General features: G+C 45.0%; 15 protein-coding genes. 7 read left to right on the forward strand and 8 right to left on the reverse strand.

What is annotated here, in order from left to right; translation table 11 throughout:
* Positions 1-90: 90 nt before the first annotated feature.
* Complete coding sequence (locus DXX93_RS03265) at positions 91-993, reverse strand: hypothetical protein (RefSeq protein ID WP_116006799.1); 903 nt, start codon at positions 991-993, stop codon at positions 91-93.
* 133 nt (positions 994-1126) lie between these two features.
* Here DXX93_RS03265 and DXX93_RS03270 point away from each other — a divergent pair, with 133 nt between their 5' ends.
* The 4 genes from DXX93_RS03270 (at position 1127) to DXX93_RS03285 (ending at position 4064) form a co-directional block, all read left to right on the forward strand.
* On the forward strand, positions 1127-1621 hold the full coding sequence (locus DXX93_RS03270) for a GNAT family N-acetyltransferase (RefSeq protein ID WP_116006800.1): 495 nt from the start codon (positions 1127-1129) through the stop codon (positions 1619-1621).
* A gap of 155 nt (positions 1622-1776) precedes the next feature.
* A complete protein-coding gene (gene chrA, locus DXX93_RS03275; RefSeq protein WP_116006801.1) occupies positions 1777-2937 on the forward strand; it encodes a chromate efflux transporter in 1161 nt (386 codons plus the stop codon).
* A gap of 106 nt (positions 2938-3043) precedes the next feature.
* Positions 3044-3469, forward strand: coding sequence for a hypothetical protein (locus DXX93_RS03280; protein WP_116006802.1), 426 nt, complete (start codon positions 3044-3046; stop codon positions 3467-3469).
* A 109-nt stretch (positions 3470-3578) separates the two neighbouring features.
* Positions 3579-4064: an LURP-one-related/scramblase family protein gene (locus DXX93_RS03285; protein WP_116006803.1), complete on the forward strand. Its 486-nt coding sequence runs from the start codon at positions 3579-3581 to the stop codon at positions 4062-4064.
* A 99-nt stretch (positions 4065-4163) separates the two neighbouring features.
* On the opposite strand, the gene DXX93_RS20760 is transcribed toward DXX93_RS03285, so the two are convergent.
* The 6 genes from DXX93_RS20760 to DXX93_RS03310 all read right to left on the reverse strand — a co-directional run bounded on the left by DXX93_RS20760 (position 4164) and on the right by DXX93_RS03310 (position 9375).
* A complete protein-coding gene (locus DXX93_RS20760; protein WP_181902129.1) occupies positions 4164-4334 on the reverse strand; it encodes a hypothetical protein in 171 nt (56 codons plus the stop codon).
* Positions 4335-4407: 73 nt separating this feature from the next.
* Positions 4408-6057, reverse strand: coding sequence for an AmpG family muropeptide MFS transporter (locus tag DXX93_RS03290; protein ID WP_116006804.1), 1650 nt, complete (start codon positions 6055-6057; stop codon positions 4408-4410).
* A 96-nt stretch (positions 6058-6153) separates the two neighbouring features.
* Positions 6154-6483, reverse strand: coding sequence for a hypothetical protein (locus tag DXX93_RS03295; protein ID WP_116006805.1), 330 nt, complete (start codon positions 6481-6483; stop codon positions 6154-6156).
* Positions 6484-6866: 383 nt separating this feature from the next.
* The gene (locus DXX93_RS03300; RefSeq protein ID WP_116006806.1) at positions 6867-7454 is read right to left on the reverse strand and encodes a peptidylprolyl isomerase; all 588 of its coding nucleotides are present in this window, start codon (positions 7452-7454) and stop codon (positions 6867-6869) included.
* A 22-nt stretch (positions 7455-7476) separates the two neighbouring features.
* Positions 7477-8163, reverse strand: a complete 687-nt coding sequence (locus DXX93_RS03305; protein ID WP_116006807.1) for a YajG family lipoprotein — start codon at positions 8161-8163, stop codon at positions 7477-7479.
* Positions 8164-8172: 9 nt separating this feature from the next.
* Positions 8173-9375 carry a methyltransferase gene (locus tag DXX93_RS03310; protein WP_441351373.1) on the reverse strand — a complete coding sequence of 401 codons (1203 nt, stop codon included), beginning with the start codon at positions 9373-9375 and terminating at the stop codon, positions 8173-8175.
* A gap of 169 nt (positions 9376-9544) precedes the next feature.
* Here DXX93_RS03310 and DXX93_RS03315 point away from each other — a divergent pair, with 169 nt between their 5' ends.
* Complete coding sequence (locus DXX93_RS03315; protein ID WP_258872575.1) at positions 9545-10165, forward strand: alpha-ketoglutarate-dependent dioxygenase AlkB family protein; 621 nt, start codon at positions 9545-9547, stop codon at positions 10163-10165.
* 256 nt (positions 10166-10421) lie between these two features.
* Positions 10422-10739, forward strand: a complete 318-nt coding sequence (bolA, locus tag DXX93_RS03320; RefSeq protein ID WP_116006808.1) for a transcriptional regulator BolA — start codon at positions 10422-10424, stop codon at positions 10737-10739.
* Between the two features lie 48 nt (positions 10740-10787).
* Here the strand turns inward: bolA and DXX93_RS03325 are convergent, their stop codons facing one another.
* On the reverse strand, positions 10788-13025 hold the full coding sequence (locus DXX93_RS03325) for a winged helix-turn-helix domain-containing protein (RefSeq protein WP_116006809.1): 2238 nt from the start codon (positions 13023-13025) through the stop codon (positions 10788-10790).
* A gap of 277 nt (positions 13026-13302) precedes the next feature.
* Between DXX93_RS03325 and DXX93_RS03330 the strand changes: the two genes are divergently transcribed.
* Positions 13303-16296 (forward strand): TonB-dependent receptor plug domain-containing protein, encoded by a 2994-nt coding sequence (locus tag DXX93_RS03330; protein ID WP_116006810.1) that lies wholly within the window; start codon positions 13303-13305, stop codon positions 16294-16296.
* The last annotated feature ends 33 nt before the right edge of the window (positions 16297-16329 follow it).

The following is a 16329-nucleotide window of genomic DNA, read 5'->3' on the forward strand; positions in this document are numbered from 1 at the left end:
AGTTTGTCATGATGATTAATGGATAACGGTTATACCCAGAGAAAATAGCCTCATAAAACACTTGATTTTTTAGTTACGTACAGAGGTTTTTTAGCGCGTCAATGCGAGCTGGTTCGTTTGATAAAACTTGAGTAACTTTATTGTTTCTGACTCGTCGATAACCGGGAAATCAGCGCGATTGCGATAGGTCTGATAAAGTTTCGAGAATATGGCAGAGTTGCTAATGCGATCTAAAGCTTTGGTTAAATCTCGGCCTGTACCATCCATGGTTAAGCAACATTTTGCGTATTGGGCAATAATCTCAACCAAGTTTTTCCCCTGCTTTTGCAAAGCGGTATCGGCTTCCATAAAATAGGCAGCTCCTGACCAATACACGCGCATGTACGCGCTTTTGCTGTGCATCTTGTCACTCACGCGAAATAGTGGCCCTCGTGCTTTGCTTGTATTGGCTTTACCACGACCAAACCCGGCGTTTATCCTCGCCAATGCTTGTTGCTCAGTTAACACCTTCGCCTGCATCATCGTAATATGTTGCACATAAGTGGCAAAACCTTCGCTTAGCCAAGTGTCGTGATCGTCTAGGAAGGGTAAGTAAAGGTGAGCGATTTCGTGATAAATGGTCCAGTCATCTTTGAGCGCGGTTAGCCCATAATAGGGCGAAATATGCAGTAAAATTGAGTTATCAATGCGATTAACTTGTCCCCAGGGGACGGGCTCTGAATGTTGACGACTGCGCTTAACGCGAAAATTTATGGTATTAAAGGGAAGTACACCAAAACTTTGCTGAGTGGCTTTTACTGCGAAATTCAACCAAGTATCTACCGTTTTTTGTTCGCTGGCACTAAAGCCCTCACCGTTTAGCCAGCGCACGGGCTCGGCATGTACTGGTCTCGTCATTGCGCTGAGCATTAAACCACATAAAGACCAAAACCAAATGGCAATGATCAGCAAAGGTCGAAAATAGTCACCTGACTTTGTCTTGGTCTTTGACATTGCCTTGATTCCTTATCCTTATCACTGAGCCATGTATGACTTAACGATTTGAAGTGTTAGAGTTATTAGCCATGGTTAGCCGCTATTCGCATAGTGGCTGTTGTTATTTAATCAGTAGTCTTAGGAGCTTGTTTTGTCTAGCCCGATTATTCGCCCTGCAACGGCGGCAGATGCCGATGTCGTTTTATCATTAAATTTAGCATCGGTTGCGGTGTTAAGCCCGATGGATAGCGCAAGGCTTGAGTTACTCACTACGACGTCGGAATTATTTTGGATTGCTGAATTAGACGGTCAAGTGGCGGCGTTCCTTTTAGCTTTTACTGATGGTAAGTGCTACGACAGCATTAATTATCGATGGTTTGCGCAGCGCTTTAAGGACTTTTTGTATATTGACCGAGTTGTTATTGGTGAGTCATTTCGCCGTATGGGTATCGCCAGTCAGTTTTATCAGGCAATAAAAGCATACGCTGGCAAACATCAGCTGCATTGGCTGTGTGCGGAAATAGATTTAACGCCAGCAAACCCAGCTTCGCTTGCTTTTCATCAAGCGCAAGGTTTTATTGAAATTGGCCAACAGCAGGTGGCTAGCGGTGAAAAATTGGTTTCATTAACGGCATGCCCGATTTAATTTATCAGTTCACGCTGTGCAGACTGTTGCGCAAACTCCTTACTTGTCAGTATGTTCAGCTATGATAAAAAGCCTTCAGCCATGAGAAAATGCCTTGATCTGGTCGTAAGAACCTCCAATAGAAAAACCATAGCGTAATTAAGTAGACAATTGTCATGACAACACTATTTGAAATTTTTATCCGATTTTTGACTTTAGGCTGCACTAGCTTTGGCGGGCCAGCGGCTCATATTGGTTACTTTCAGCAAGCATTCGTGCAACAACACAAATGGCTTAGCCAACAAGAATTCGGTAATTTAGTGGCTTTAAGCCAGTTTTTGCCTGGCCCGGGCTCTAGCCAAGTAGGCTTTGCCATTGGCTGTCATCGCGCTGGCGTACTCGGTGGGATTACTGCATTTATTGCATTTACACTGCCGTCAGTTGTCCTCATGTTATTACTCTTTTTTGTCGGCTTAGAATTTGCGAATTCACAAACCTTCATCGGTGTGGTTACTGGCTTAAAACTTTTGGCCGTAGTGGTAGTGGCTGATGCAATTGCGACCATGGCCAAGAGTTTTTGTCAGCAGCGCTGGCAGCAATGCTTGGCATTGGCAAGTGCGATCATTTTGGTGCTTTCACCATTACCAGCAATGCAGCTAGTGATAATCATTGGTGGCGCGATTATTGGTCGCAGCTTTTTTAGTGCAAGCGATACGCCAGTGGGAAATACAGCATCAGCCACTCGTCAAAGATTAAACTGGCCAGTGTTTATCGCTTTTTCAGTATTGCTTGTTGCTGGCGTCGCGATCAGTGGTGGTAGCCAATTAGTGCAAATCATTAAAGATTTTTACGTGGCAGGAAGTTTAGTGTTTGGTGGTGGCCACGTCGTACTACCACTATTGCAGGAGGCGGTCGCTGGCACACTTGAACAAAGTGAATTTCTGATTGGCTACGCAGCGGCGCAAGCTTTACCAGGGCCAATGTTTACCTTGGCGACATACCTAGGGGCGAGTATGTTAGAAAGCGCCCCTGTGCTTGGCGCCATTGCGGCAACGCTGGCGATTTTTTTACCGGGTTTTTTGCTTATTTTGGCCTTTCAATCAGTTTGGCAAGCATATGCCGCTGATCCCAAAATAGCGGGGAGTTTGTCGGGCGTTAATGCCGCCGTTGTTGGTTTACTGTTAGCCGCTTTCTATCAACCTGTGCTGGTGTCGGCGATTTCCGGCTGGCTTGATGGCGCTATTGCCTTGATTGGCTTATGGTTATTAAGAGGCTTAAAAGTGCCTGTTATTGTACTCGTGCTGTGCTTTGCTGGCCTAGGTATTTTATTGGTATAGCTGTTTGCTATGGCAGTTCACTTTATTTCGCTCAGAATGGGAGCTGAGTTCGCACTGGATAACCGCAGGGTGAAAGCTAAAAAACTAATGATGGGGTAAAAGTAAAATGATCTCGAATGATCGTTTGAAATTGTATTATGCGACATCTATTGTCGGGTTGCTCATTGCCGTACTCGGCTTTGCTTATAACACTTGGCGGCTCGAGTTAAGTGAGCATAATTCAACCGTTAGAACTGCGGCGTTTGAACTGATTATTGCGACTGCTGAGCTAGAGCAAAATATTTTTGCAGCGGTATACGATGATGATCCCATTGCTGGCTCGCCGCGCATCGGCTGGGTGAAGGTTGGTTTGATTGAACAGCTTAGCGTTTTAATCGATCCCAAAGTAGAAATGGCTGCTATTGAACTAAAAAAAGTATGGGCGAGTAATTGGAGTACGCTTACACAGGATAAACAGTCACTGACAGCGGTTGAACAGCAGCTGGTCGTGCTTCAAAGTGAACTCAAACAAGTACTCAAGTCACTGAACTAAACCAAGCCAATAAGTGAAGCCATTAAACCAAGCCACTAAAACAAGTGACTAAACTGACAAGAACAACAATCAATAGAATAGGGAGATTATTAATACTGTGCGTTATACCATGAAGCAAAAGTTACTGTCTTTTCGAGACAGCTTTAAAATTTTTGATGAAGATGATCAGTTAGCGTTTATTGCCAAAGGAGGCTTTTTCAGTATCCGAAAAGGGCTCACCCTTATGTTACCTGATGAAACTCAAGTCGCCCGCATTAAGCAAAAACTTATCGCTTGGAAACCAACTTTTTATATCACGCTAGCAACAGGCGAGTGCTGCAAAATAAAAAAATGCTTTTGGCCGTTGTTTACTAGTCGCTTTGTCTTAACTACACCTAAAGCACAAGTGACGATTGAAGGGGACTTGTTGTCTCATGAATATCAATTTAGTGTTGATGGCGAGGAAATAGCTTATGTTTCGAAACGCTGGTTTAGCCTAGGCGATAGCTATGGCATTGAAATCAAATACGAAGGAGATATTCCGCTAATGCTCGCTGCTGCGGCAACGATAGATTTAGTGAACCACAATGATGGCGGTGCATTTGACAGCGATTAGTCATTACCGTATCAGCGGTTAAAACTTAACAATATATCGCGATAAGGGTGCCGATTGATAAGGGGAGCAGGTTATCGCGATATTTGTGCGTGTTTGCTATTAATTCGTGACGTACATCATCACCAGTAAGAAGCCCAGCAATAAACCGTTTAACCCCAAAATAAAGGCAAACCCTTTCAATCCGTCTTTCGCGCTGAAGCCTTTTTGATTTAGGTACAGCCACCAAATGCTGCACATCAAAATGGGTAGTAAAAAGAATAATTTAATCATGTAGTTAATGCTTTGTTTTTTCTAATCATAGAGCAAAAGCAGAGGTTTGCCTACTTTGCTTAGCTTGTTTTGCCTAGCTTGCTTTGCACTTGTCTGGTGTCGATTCGTTTTGCTCGATTAACGCTTTTAGTGGTTTTCGAATACTGTATAAAAACAACAAACTCGGGATCACCATCATCGCAGTTAATACAAAGAATAGCGCCCAATTACCGTCTAACCAGTCAACTACTATGCCCGAATATGAGCCGAGCATCACCCGCCCAAAGGTGCCTAGCGATGCCATCAAGGCATATTGGCTGGCGGTAAAACTCTTATTGCATAGCACAGATAAGAGTGCCACAAACGCCACCGAGCCCCATGCAGAAGTAAAGCCGTCAACAAATACCGTCAGTGCGAAAAGCCATTTTACTGGCCCCATGACGGCCATGACGGAAAACAGCAAGTTGCTGGCTGACATGGCAATGCCACCAATAAACAACCCTTTTAAGATACCGTAGCGAATGGTAAAGACACTGCCAATCAATGAGAAAACGATGGTCGTGCCCCAATTGATCAATTTTGAATAATACGCAATATCTTCATTGGAAAAGCCCACTTCGCGATAAAAGACTATCGACATTCTACCAAGGTACGCTTCGCCAAGCTTGAATAGGAAAATAAACATTAAAATCGACAGTGCCAAACGCACGCCGTTGCGTTGGAAAAACTCTTGAATGGGCGCCACTAGGGTCGCTAGTAGCCAAGCAGTCAGTCGAGCGATGATATCTGTGTTATTGTTGTTAGCGAGGATGACGAGGCTTTGTGGCTCACCGGTGTTAACCTTGACTGTGCCGACTGCTTGATTAAGTTTACTCAGCTGGCGAGCAAAAAGTGTAATCATAACGACAACCGCAACACTGGCGATGCCAAATTGATATTGTCCATCGATAAACTCAGGCCAGCCGGGGTAGTCGATATTGGCGTAGACAATCGTGAGCATAATCAGGGGCAGAAGCAGTAAAATTCCCATACTTTGGCGGCGATAATTAGGCAGTACGCTCAAATAGTCCTGCTGAATCTGATTGAGCGCTTGCTCTCGCTGACTCGCTGGCTCGTTGACAACAAGTGCTGTGACCGACAAAGCCGCCATCATCAAGGCGAGCACCATAAACACTTCTGACCATTGCCAATTCGGTGAGCTGACTAAAATAAAAGGGATACTGCCAAGGCCAGCATATCCGGTCCACCAACCGGCGGTTGCCATGGCAGAGCCTGCGGCCATTAATTCATTACTGTGGTCTTCGCCTTGGCTTAAAATATCAATGCGGTAGGCGTCGATAGCGATATCTTGAGTGGCACCACTGACTGCCAGACACAAACCAAACAGCGCCATTAGGCTTAACTGGTTGGTTACATCCAGTGTGCTGAGTTGCAGCGCACATAAACAAATGAATAATTGCGTCGTGAATATCCAACTGCGTCTAAGCCCAAGCTTGGCGGTGAGCAGAGGGATTTTGAGCCGATCGGCCAAGGGAGACCACAAGAAATTAATACTGTAGGCGACAAAAATAAGCCCAAACAAGCCAATGCTCGAGCGCGATAACCCTTCGTCTTTTAGCCAGCCAGTCATGGCTGAGCCTATCATTACCCAAGGAAAGCCACTGGCAATGCCAAAGCAAAAAACGGTAAGTAAACGGCGATCTTGAAAGTAGCGCAGGGATTGAAATAACGAGCGAGCGGGCATACGGCACTAGAGTTGAGAATAGAGCGCTAAGCCTATCAAACTGTGCTAGTGGAAAAAAGCGATTATTGTTATTGGGTTAGTAATAGTGAGTGCTGTTTAGGGCAAAGGGCGCCAGCCCACGCAATCTATTGGGTAGCTGCCTTTATCGGCGAAAAAATCCAAGCATGTATTGATTTCGCTTTTAAAGAATAAATCGGTATTGAGCGCTTGTGCACCATGTAAGCTAATCTCGTGCATTAAGTGCCAAAATACACGCTCTTTGGCATTACCTGGGGTTTCGTCATTAACACTATATAATGTCCACTCTTCCATGGTATCGACAATAAACTTGTCGAGCTCGGTATAGTGAAGTGTGCGCTCAAAAACGGCCGTTATATAGGCCTGGATCTGCTTAATTTTTTCATTGATAAACTGCTCAATTATCATGATGATTACTCTTGCCAACGATATAAGTATTGTTTAGAAAAGCCGCTTCAGTATTAGGCTCGATAATGATTATTATTTAACTTAGTTATTGACCAACATCTGACAGTTGTCAAAGTAAGGGGCTAAATTATCATACAATCTTGACACTTGTCAGGTATAAAAGTTTGATATATAACAAACTTTTACTTTTTTTGCTTCGATTGTCGCTGATCGATATAGCAGAAAAGCGAGATCTGTACTGATGCGCTATGATGTTAATGCCTTGTAAAGACAAACGACGTTGCGGTAAGAAGTTGGGGTGTAGTGAGATGCCATCTTGATGGTACTCATTCATTGAGCACCATCAAGGTTAGAGGGGGAGTGTGGGGCCGCGAACAGCTAGCTTACTCTGCGGGAAGCAATGTTGCCTTGATAAGCATCATTGGTTCAACGGGCACATCGTCCCAGCCGGTCAGCTCATGGTATGCCGTTGGCGAGCTGCCCATCGCCTCAACGACTTCCATACCTTCAACTACACTGCCAAATACGGCATAGCCCCATTGACGACCAGGATCTAAATTGGTGTTGTCAGCTAAGTTGAAGAAAAACTGGCGATTCGCGGTATGAGGGCGGCTTTCTTTGGCCATGGCGATGGTGCCTGCTTCATTTTTTAAACCATTGCCTGACTCATTGACGATATCGGGCAGTGTTTTTAGGTGTGTAAAGTCTTTGTCGTAGCCGCCACCTTGCACGATAAAGTCTTCGATGGCGCGGTGAAAAATGGTGTTATCAAAGTCTCCTTGGACAACGTACGTCAAAAAGTTATCGACGGTTAGCGGCGCTTTGACCCGATCTAGCTCGACGATAATGTCCCCCTTCGAGGTTTCCAATTTTACTTTTGGAAATAAATTATCTGGGTCAATGGCTAAATTTTTTGCACTCGTCATGGTGCTAAGCATCAATAAAATCGTGGCGATAAATAGTTTGAACATGCTTACTCCCTAAGTGCTGCTATTAATGGTTGTTTTGCATAAATGCAATCAGTTCGGGGTGATTGGCGAGATCGCTAATTACTTTACCGAGCTGTTGATTGAGGTCACGCTCTAATACCGCCACATCTGCGCTAATTGGGCCGTTACTTTTACCTTTTGAGGTGAGTACTTGGCTGTAAGTTTTATCACCTTTGGTAATATTTATCAGTAGTCGAATTTCACTGCTGGCTTGATACTTGACCAAGGATTGCTGAACGCTAACTAAGGCTTTTTCAATCGACACTGTCATTGCCGTTGCGCCATCTTGTGTATTAGGTTCTTGCGTGGCGAGCCCTTGCGCTGTTAAGTACTGGTTCAAGCTCGCGTTTAACGCATCAGGTAAAGACTGAGCTGGTGAGAACAACTCCGCTGGCTTGCCTTTGCGTAATATCTGAATTAAATGATTACTGGTTCTCAGGTCAATAACGTTCAGCGAAATCTGCTTGCCACTGTAGATTGGGGTTGCCGATTGACTGATTTGCGGAGCAACAATGACTTGTGAAGGTTTGGTGCTACAGGCGGCTAGTAAGGTCATAAGCGATGCACTGACGAGGGCGCAAGTCATTTTCCTGCGGCTTTTGAGTGATTGGCTTAGCTTGAACATTTGGCCTGTTTTGTACCTTTGACCGAACGTGAATATTGAGCGCAGCAGCGCTGAAAAATAAGACACATTAGCTCCTTAACGTTTAATACTTGATAACACGACAAACTTTTTATTACTGGCAATGGTTTTACAGTTGCTAAACACGCGTTGTAGCTTGACGTGATAACCCAATTGACGATTACCAATAATGCGCAGTTCGCCGCCAGGCTTCAACACGCGTTTGGCATCGTTGAACATTTGCCATGCAATATGATCGGTAGTGGCGTGTTGTTGATGAAACGGCGGGTTACAGACGATGATATCAGCGCTGTTGCTGGCCTCTAACGTTAGACAATCATCAGCGCTGAAGTGGCATTGCTTATGCGCCGTTGGTAAATTCTCGCGAATATTTTGCTCGGCACTGGCAACGGCCATAAAGGATTCATCTTTAAACACCAGCGTTGCGCTTGGTTGCTTGGCCAGTAATGAAAGCCCCAATACGCCGTTACCACAGCCCAGATCAATCGCTCGCTGACCCGGTTTTAACGCTGGTAAATGTTCCAGTAAAAAGCGTGCGCCAATGTCTAAACTGTCGCGAGAGAATACACCAGCTAAGTTGTGAATAGAAAAGTTATGATCAGAGACATTATGAGCCGAAGGTGCTGACTGCTCGAAAATCAGTGGCCAAACACAATCTTGATGCGCTAATGTTTTATGCGTGTGCTCAAGTTGTGAAAACACCAAGCGCGATTTTTTCTTTGCCAGCGATGTGCTAGTGGTGCCCAAGTACTTTTCAAACAGTTTAAGGGTCGAGGTGTGAATATCTTTTGCTCTGGCACCAGCGATAAAGGTTACCTTCTCGCTGTCGCCTGTTTGATCAGCATTGGCAGAGTAGGTATTGGCAATTAAACTCAGTTGATAGCTTAATAACGCATTGCTTTTGGGAATGCGATATAGAATTACATCGACTTTTGGCGGCAGTTCATCTAATGAAGTGAGTAAGTGAACATTTTCAGTGTTTAACTCGTTTTCATCTAAATTGTGTCGACAGCCTTGGTGAGCTAGGTAAGAATCACTGACACTAAACACTTGGTGGTGTGACAAGTTAGCGGCGAGTGCGCCAAAGCTGTCATTAAAAACCAACACGCGCTTGGGGGATGTCAACAGGTCTTGTTGGCAATGAGATAGCAAGTACTCATCGGTCGCATCCCAAGCCTGTAAGCTGCGGTTAACTTGTTTAAGTGGAAAGCGAGATAAGCGCAGTGGCTGCTCGTCAAAAATAAATGGGCTTTGCATCATAGTCGGGGCACTAGTTAGAGCAAGAGTTGGGGGCAAGTATCGTGCTGCTAAGCGCCATCAAATGCTCTAAATGTAATTATCGGTCAATATTGCGGGTATTGTCGCAAATTCATCAGCTATCAGCCAAGAAAAATTCCTGCGACTCTGCTTGGCTTTTCATGAAACGCGCTTGCTGTGCAGGTCGTGTAGAAATAGCACAGGGGAAAAACATATTAACATCACCGCACCCAATGCCAAGCTGACATTTGAACCCAGCTTTTTAGGCATGATGCAGGCTGAGCAGCTGTTTGAGTGCTTATCTCAAGAGCTTGCGTGGCGCCAAGACACTATTTTTGTTTACGGCCGAGCAGTAGCCATTCCGCGTTTACAGGCGTGGTACGGTGATAGCCAACAAGCTTACACATACTCAGGGCTAACACTGCAAGCACTGCCATGGACACAAAGTTTATATGAAGTTAAACAAGCCGTTGAGCATTATAGCGGTTGCCAGTTTAATAGCTGCTTAGCGAACTTGTACCGCGATGGTAATGACAGCGTGAGTTGGCACAGTGATGATGAACCTGAGCTAGGGCTAAACCCGGTGATCGCTTCTGTGTCGTTGGGGGCAAAACGCGACTTTCAACTCAAGCACAAAGTGCAAAATGAAAAGCTGACTGTGCCACTCAATAGTGGCAGTTTATTGTTGATGGCAGGCGAAACTCAGCACTATTGGCAGCATTGTATCGCCAAAACAAAGCGCGTAAAATCGCCGCGCATTAACCTCACGTTTCGGCACATTGTCATGCCTTAACCGTTTCGTGGTAGGGGATTAACGAGCAATAGTTACAGGTGCAACAATCGCCAACTAAATTACCTTAGCTGCTAGCGAGTTAATGCCATTTACCTTGTGCTAATTGCCAAAATGCTGGCACTTAGGGCGCGACAAACTAAACTTAATAGAAATGTGTTGTCGATCACCCAAGCAAATAGAGAGGTGAAACGTGAGATGAATAGCGAGGTAACAACCAATAAAATCAGTACCTGTGTAGTCCATTAAGGGAAAATATATGAATATAGCAACATCTATCGAGCAAAAACTGCTTTCAGCCTTCTCTCCTTTACACTTAGATGTGGTCAATGAAAGCCATCAGCACAATGTCGCGCCTGGTAGTGAATCACACTTTAAAGTGATTATTGTTTCTAAAAATTTTGAAGGTGAACGCCTGATCAAGCGTCATCGTGCGATTAATCAAGTGTTAGCAACAGAGCTGTCAGAGCACATTCACGCCTTGGCATTGCACACATACACAGAAAAAGAGTGGCAAGACTACTACGCCGATAACATCCCTCTTTCACCTGCCTGCCTCGGTGGTAGCAAACGCTAATCTTTTTTCCCCTGCTGATAGCGCATAGGCCGATTAGCTAAGAGCCTTTTATTCGTATTGGTTTAGCAGGGGATGCTCCAACATTTTTATATCAACATTTATTGATTGGCTTTGGCTAAAAATTAATTGTTTCTGGCGCTGATTGATACTAAGTGGTGTATTGCGATTTACCGTGCGCAGCGGCATCTTTAACAGTGTTTGTTTTCTATTGCTGATGAGATCAAGTAGCACTACTTCTTGATGGTTGGCAAAGTTTTGCAAGTAGTAAATACTGTCGCCATTGACGAGCCAACTGTAATCACTGGCTAGTTGTTCGGCCGAAATCATTAACTCAGCCTGCTCGGTTTCAAGGCTTGACGCGATCTGATTTGCACTGTCTTTAATGCTCAAACGATAAAGGCCTTGGTCATCTACGCTGTACCAAATATCATCAGCTAAACTTTGCACAGCATAGCTAGCCTCGACTTCAATTAGCACTTTTGCTTGGCCGTCGAGTGTCATTTGATAGAGCTTTGCCTGCTCACTTGCCTCATCGAAAGCTTCAACTAATAAACTGCGATCGTCTAGCATCCAGCTAGGCGTGCCAAAGCTAGTCAATCGACTACTAATCCGATTAACTTGTTTGGTTTTGATATCAATAACATAAATGGCATTACGCGCACTGGCTTTATCACGTACTAAAAAGGCAATTTTATCGCCTTGGTGCGACCACCGAGGAACCGACACATTCTTGGCGAGGTTGGTCAATTGTTTGCGGTTAGTGCCGTCGCCCTCGGCAAGCCATATTTCATTATGTCCCGATTCATTGGAAACATAGGTAATTTGCTGACGTTGCTCAGAAAAGTCGACATCTTTGTAGTTAAACCGAGACTGTAAAATTGGAAAGGGAACAGAAAGTACCTGTTCAGCCAACGATAAACTGCCAATAAAGCTGTTTAGCTGCCAATCGTGATAGACAACGCGACTAGAGTTCGAGATAAATGACGGAAAGCTAAAACCGGGTACATTTAGTTTGCTGACTTCTTTCGTTTTTATATCAATAGCATAGCCATCTCGTTGGTTGGCAATTTCGGCGCTGTAGACAATGTGCTGGCCTGATGGATGCCAGGCCATACCGTGGATGTCTGTTTGGCCTGTAGTGAGTCGCTCGGCTTGCTTATTGATACGATCGAATAAAAAGATATCTTCTTCATAGGGCTGAGCACGCCTTGTAAAGGCAAGCAGGCGATCATCTGGCGAGAAAACAGCATCCCGATCTGAATATTCACAGTCAGTGCGACATGAAATCCGCTCTGGCCTTGCGTTTTCTGTCGTTAGATCAAGTAAGTAAATACCGACGTCTGCGTTATCGGGATCAATACCATTAAAGGCTAATAACTGGCCGTTATTTGAAATGGAGAGGGCTCCGTTTACTTGCGGTTTGCAGGAGGCTAGCTTGGTTTGCCCCTTAGTTTGCAGATCGAGTTTCACAATGTGGCAGCGATCCTTTTGCCATGATTTTTGGACAAAGTAGATAACCTTACCCAACTTGCCCCAAACGGGTTTTGATTCTCTATCGGTGTCGAAAGTAAGTTGCTCTGGTGCCAAGCTCGGCTGTGAGAGATCTTTAAGGTATAAATCAGGGGCGCGATTCGCTTGTTTCCAGTAATAAACCAGGTACCTGCCATCAGGTGACGTTGCCGGATAAATCGCCCGCCCCGGTAGTGATGTCAGGGCAGTGATTTGGGGAACTGCTGATGGCCTGCTATGCCAGTATGTATACGACCAAGACAGAGCGATAACGATAACAAGTGCTAACGTGGTTAGCCGCCAACCCAGTTGTTTAACACCATGGTCAATTGAAGCATGGTGATGATTTGCCCCCTCGCTTTCAGCCTGCTCACTTCGAGATTCACTGAATGGCTCTGTTAACTGCTCGCTTAACTGTGATGATTTAACGCCGACGAGTTGTTCCTTGCTTAGGTAGTGAGGCTGGTGTACTAATCGATAACCACCTTTGCGTACGGTTTGGATAAATTCATCACCATTTTGGTGAAGCTTTTGTCGAATGTGCCAGATGGCGTTGGTCAGTGCTTTTTCACCAACATAACTATTGCCACCCCAAATATTCTCAATCAACTCATCGCGGCTTACTAGGTTCGGATAGTTTTGGGCTAAATAGGCGAGTACTTCAATAAACTTGGGCTGCAGTAATTCAATATCACCGTGCTCGATCTGAACGCTGTGATCTTCGGGAATAACGGTGTAACAACCGATCTTAAATGATGTACTGCTTGTTATTGTCATAAGATGGCGTAAAGCCTAGTAAAAATAAGTAAATAGAGATTAAATAGATATTAAAAGGTGAAAAAAACGAGCTGTCCATTCTTTTTTTAACATTCTGTTTTCTCTATAAAAAGATTGAGCGCTATTTATGCTGGGAAAATTTACCTAACAAACCTTCAAATAAAGATTCCTGTAATTAAACCGCTGAAAAAACTCAACCTTGAGTTAATTGTGCGGGCTGTTATCAGGACTCAGCTAGCGTTAATAATAACGATTACTACACCTGGGAAATAACAAGATGGAAGCAAAATTCAAGCTAAGTACTCTTACCGCAGCGATACTAACGCCACTCATTACCTTTACTAGCTTACCAAGCGCGTTTGCACAACAGTCAGAGTCTCAACAACAAGCCGCTGAAAAAGAAATAGAAAAAATTCAAATTACCGGCTCGCGGATCAAACGCTATGAGTTTGCCATGCCAATGCCTCTGGTTGGGTTAAATAAAGAGGATATAGATGTTATTGGCAGCAACGATATCGCCGACGTATTGTTTGAAGTGCCATCGGCAGTTGCCGGCATCAGCTCGTCTACATCCACGACGAGTCTTCAAAATTCTGGTTTGAATACTGCTAATTTACGCGGCCTGGGCGACAACCGAACCTTAGTACTTATTGATGGCCGTCGCACTGTCTCAAACAGTGCTAATGGCAACCGGGTGAGTTTAGGCACAATTCCATCGAGCTTCGTTGACAAAGTAGAAGTGATTACTGGTGGGGCATCTGCCGTTTATGGCTCTGATGCGGTTGCAGGTGTGGTTAACATCATTACGGAAAACAACCAGGAAGGTTTTGAAGTTGATGCCAGAGCAGGGCGCAGTAATAGTTTATCGAATGAAGACTATACCTTTGACATCAGTTGGGGTGGTAGTTTCGCCAATGATAAAGGTTATGTTTTCGCTTCGCTCAATTACGACAAAGAAACTGCCATTCGCGCGCGCAATGTACCTCGTTCACTGATCCAGGCGGACTATCAATATGACGATGGGGTAAATACCTTTGTTAATATGTTAGGTGATCGTATACCGGTTGGCGATATCACCCCGGATCAATACGGTAGCCTAAGCTCAGATCCCGATGGTGGCCGCTTTGACGGTAGTAATTTTTGGTATGACGAAAATGGCTTGCGCGAAGACTTTGAGGGCGATCGCGACGGTTATGATTTTCGTATCGAGGACGATTTAGACGGTGCTCGTGACCGCCTAAATTTAGCCCTTAAAGGCAGTTATCAACTCACCGAAGACATTAAAGCGTTTGCAACCTTAATTCACTCGGATATTGATACGAATAACCAGCGTGAACCAGAAGGGGATGACTATAACGATAACCACCCACTAATCGACCCTGTCACTTTTGCCGCCACAGACTTTGATGCTGGTCGTATTTCGTTAGACAATCCATTTGCGCCACAAGTGATTATTGATGCTGAATCCAGTCGCGGTATTCGCTGGGATCGTCGATTCGTTGAGGTTGGCCGCCAGCTTACCGAAAATGAGCGTCAAACCACTCGTTTTTGGACTGGGCTCAGCGGTACTGTTTTCGACGGGCAGTGGGATTGGGAAACCTCGGTTGGTTACGGCCGCTATAAGCAAGAGCAGGTGCGCTTTAACGAAATTGATATTGTTAACTTGCGCAATGGTTTAAATGCAGAACAGCTGGCTGATGGTACCATTCAGTGTGCAGACGCTGATGCACGTGCTAATGGCTGCGTACCCGTCAATTTATTTGGACGTGGCTCAATAACCCCAGAAGCGGCAGATTACATCCGCGCCAACCTTGCCCAAGAGGCAATTGTCGAGCAGTTTACGGTGCAAGGTTATATGGCGGGAGATCTGTTTGAAGTACCAGCAGGTACTGTTGGTGCAGCATTTGGCTTTGAATACCGCAAAGATCAGATGGAGCTTAATCCGGATGACTTAAATCAGCGTGGTGGTCATTCATCAGGCCATGTGCCAGCGTTTGACGGGGACTACAACGTCACCGAAGTCTTTGCCGAAGTGTCAATCCCGTTGCTGGAAGGCTTAACGGCGGTTGAATTCCTCAGTTCAGATTTATCGGTTCGTGTTGCTGACTACAGTATTAACAATATTGGCACTGTCGTCAGTTTTGGTGCTGGCCTACAATGGCAGCCGATTGAAGAACTTAATATTCGTACGTCATTTCAACGCGCGTTGCGCGCACCAGATTTAACCGAGCTATTTTCACCACCGCGCGGTGACGTGGATTCGTTTACGGATATTTGTGATGGTATTGATGCCAGTACAACAGGCCGTATCGCCGATAATTGCCGTTCTGTTTCAGGAATTGCAGCAACCATCGCCGAGCTTGGCGTGTATGAAGAAGACAGTGGTAGCCACTCTTCGCCGAATGCGGGTAATTTAAACCTCAAAGAAGAAGAAGCGGATACGCGCACTATTGGCTTTGTGTGGCAGCCGTCATACATCGAAGGGTTTAGTTTCGCAGCAGACTATTACAACGTCGAAATCACGGATGTGATTGATGCCTACTCGAACTCTGATATTTTGCGTCAGTGTTATGACAGTGACAGTTTTGGGGCAGATAACCCCTTTTGTCAGGATATCAGCAGAAATGCCGAAGATGGTCAGCTAACGAATATCATTCAGCGTCAATTCAATTTGAATTCGTTAGAAAGCAGCGGTGTCGATTATCAAGTTAATTACGAGTTTGAGCTAGATGGCCTTGGGTTACCTGGGGAGTTGGAAGTACGTTACTTACACACCCACTTGATCAAGCATGTGTTGACCTCTGATGGTTTGGATGGCCAAATTATTGATGATCAAAAAGGCGAGCTAGTAAACGAGAAGTTTGAAGATCGAGGTCGTTTAAGTCTGACTTGGCGTTACGATGACTGGCGTGTTAGCTGGCGTACCATTTACTACGGCTCTAGTTTTGATAGTAACGAACTCAAAGGTGCTTACGAAGAAGCGATTGCTGATCACCAAGAAGCTCTGGCTAGCGACCCAGGTGCTATTGCGCCGGAAAAACCACTATTTCTCGATATTGATGAAGAGTTCTTCCACAACTTTACGCTGTCATATACCCATCAGTTCAACGATGTTAAAGCCCGCTTCTCGGTTGGTCTAAATAATGTCTTTGACAATGAAGGGCCGTTCTTACCAACGGGTGATACTGAGGCTGGTGGTTCACATAATGTTGCCGACGCCTTTGGCTATCGCGGACGTTATGGTTACGCCCGTGTCAACTTAACCTTCTAAAACATTGCTGGCTAGCATGCGCTAGCCAGCTTG

The sequence above is a fragment of the Thalassotalea euphylliae genome, from assembly GCF_003390335.1.
In the GTDB taxonomy this organism is placed as follows: domain Bacteria; phylum Pseudomonadota; class Gammaproteobacteria; order Enterobacterales; family Alteromonadaceae; genus Thalassotalea_F; species Thalassotalea_F euphylliae_B.

Excerpts from the sequence above, each read along its gene's own strand:
- DXX93_RS03265 (WP_116006799.1), bottom strand. The coding sequence starts at position 993 with ATGTCAAAGACCAAGACAAAGTCAGGTGACTATTTTCGACCTTTGCTG.
- chrA (WP_116006801.1), top strand. The coding sequence starts at position 1,777 with ATGACAACACTATTTGAAATTTTTATCCGATTTTTGACTTTAGGCTGC.
- DXX93_RS03280 (WP_116006802.1), top strand. The coding sequence starts at position 3,044 with ATGATCTCGAATGATCGTTTGAAATTGTATTATGCGACATCTATTGTC.
- DXX93_RS03285 (WP_116006803.1), top strand. The coding sequence starts at position 3,579 with ATGAAGCAAAAGTTACTGTCTTTTCGAGACAGCTTTAAAATTTTTGAT.
- DXX93_RS20760 (WP_181902129.1), bottom strand. The coding sequence starts at position 4,334 with ATGATTAAATTATTCTTTTTACTACCCATTTTGATGTGCAGCATTTGG.
- DXX93_RS03290 (WP_116006804.1), bottom strand. The coding sequence starts at position 6,057 with ATGCCCGCTCGCTCGTTATTTCAATCCCTGCGCTACTTTCAAGATCGC.
- DXX93_RS03295 (WP_116006805.1), bottom strand. The coding sequence starts at position 6,483 with ATGATAATTGAGCAGTTTATCAATGAAAAAATTAAGCAGATCCAGGCC.
- DXX93_RS03300 (WP_116006806.1), bottom strand. The coding sequence starts at position 7,454 with ATGTTCAAACTATTTATCGCCACGATTTTATTGATGCTTAGCACCATG.
- DXX93_RS03310 (WP_441351373.1), bottom strand. The coding sequence starts at position 9,375 with ATGATGCAAAGCCCATTTATTTTTGACGAGCAGCCACTGCGCTTATCT.
- bolA (WP_116006808.1), top strand. The coding sequence starts at position 10,422 with ATGAATATAGCAACATCTATCGAGCAAAAACTGCTTTCAGCCTTCTCT.
- DXX93_RS03325 (WP_116006809.1), bottom strand. The coding sequence starts at position 13,025 with ATGACAATAACAAGCAGTACATCATTTAAGATCGGTTGTTACACCGTT.
- DXX93_RS03330 (WP_116006810.1), top strand. The coding sequence starts at position 13,303 with ATGGAAGCAAAATTCAAGCTAAGTACTCTTACCGCAGCGATACTAACG.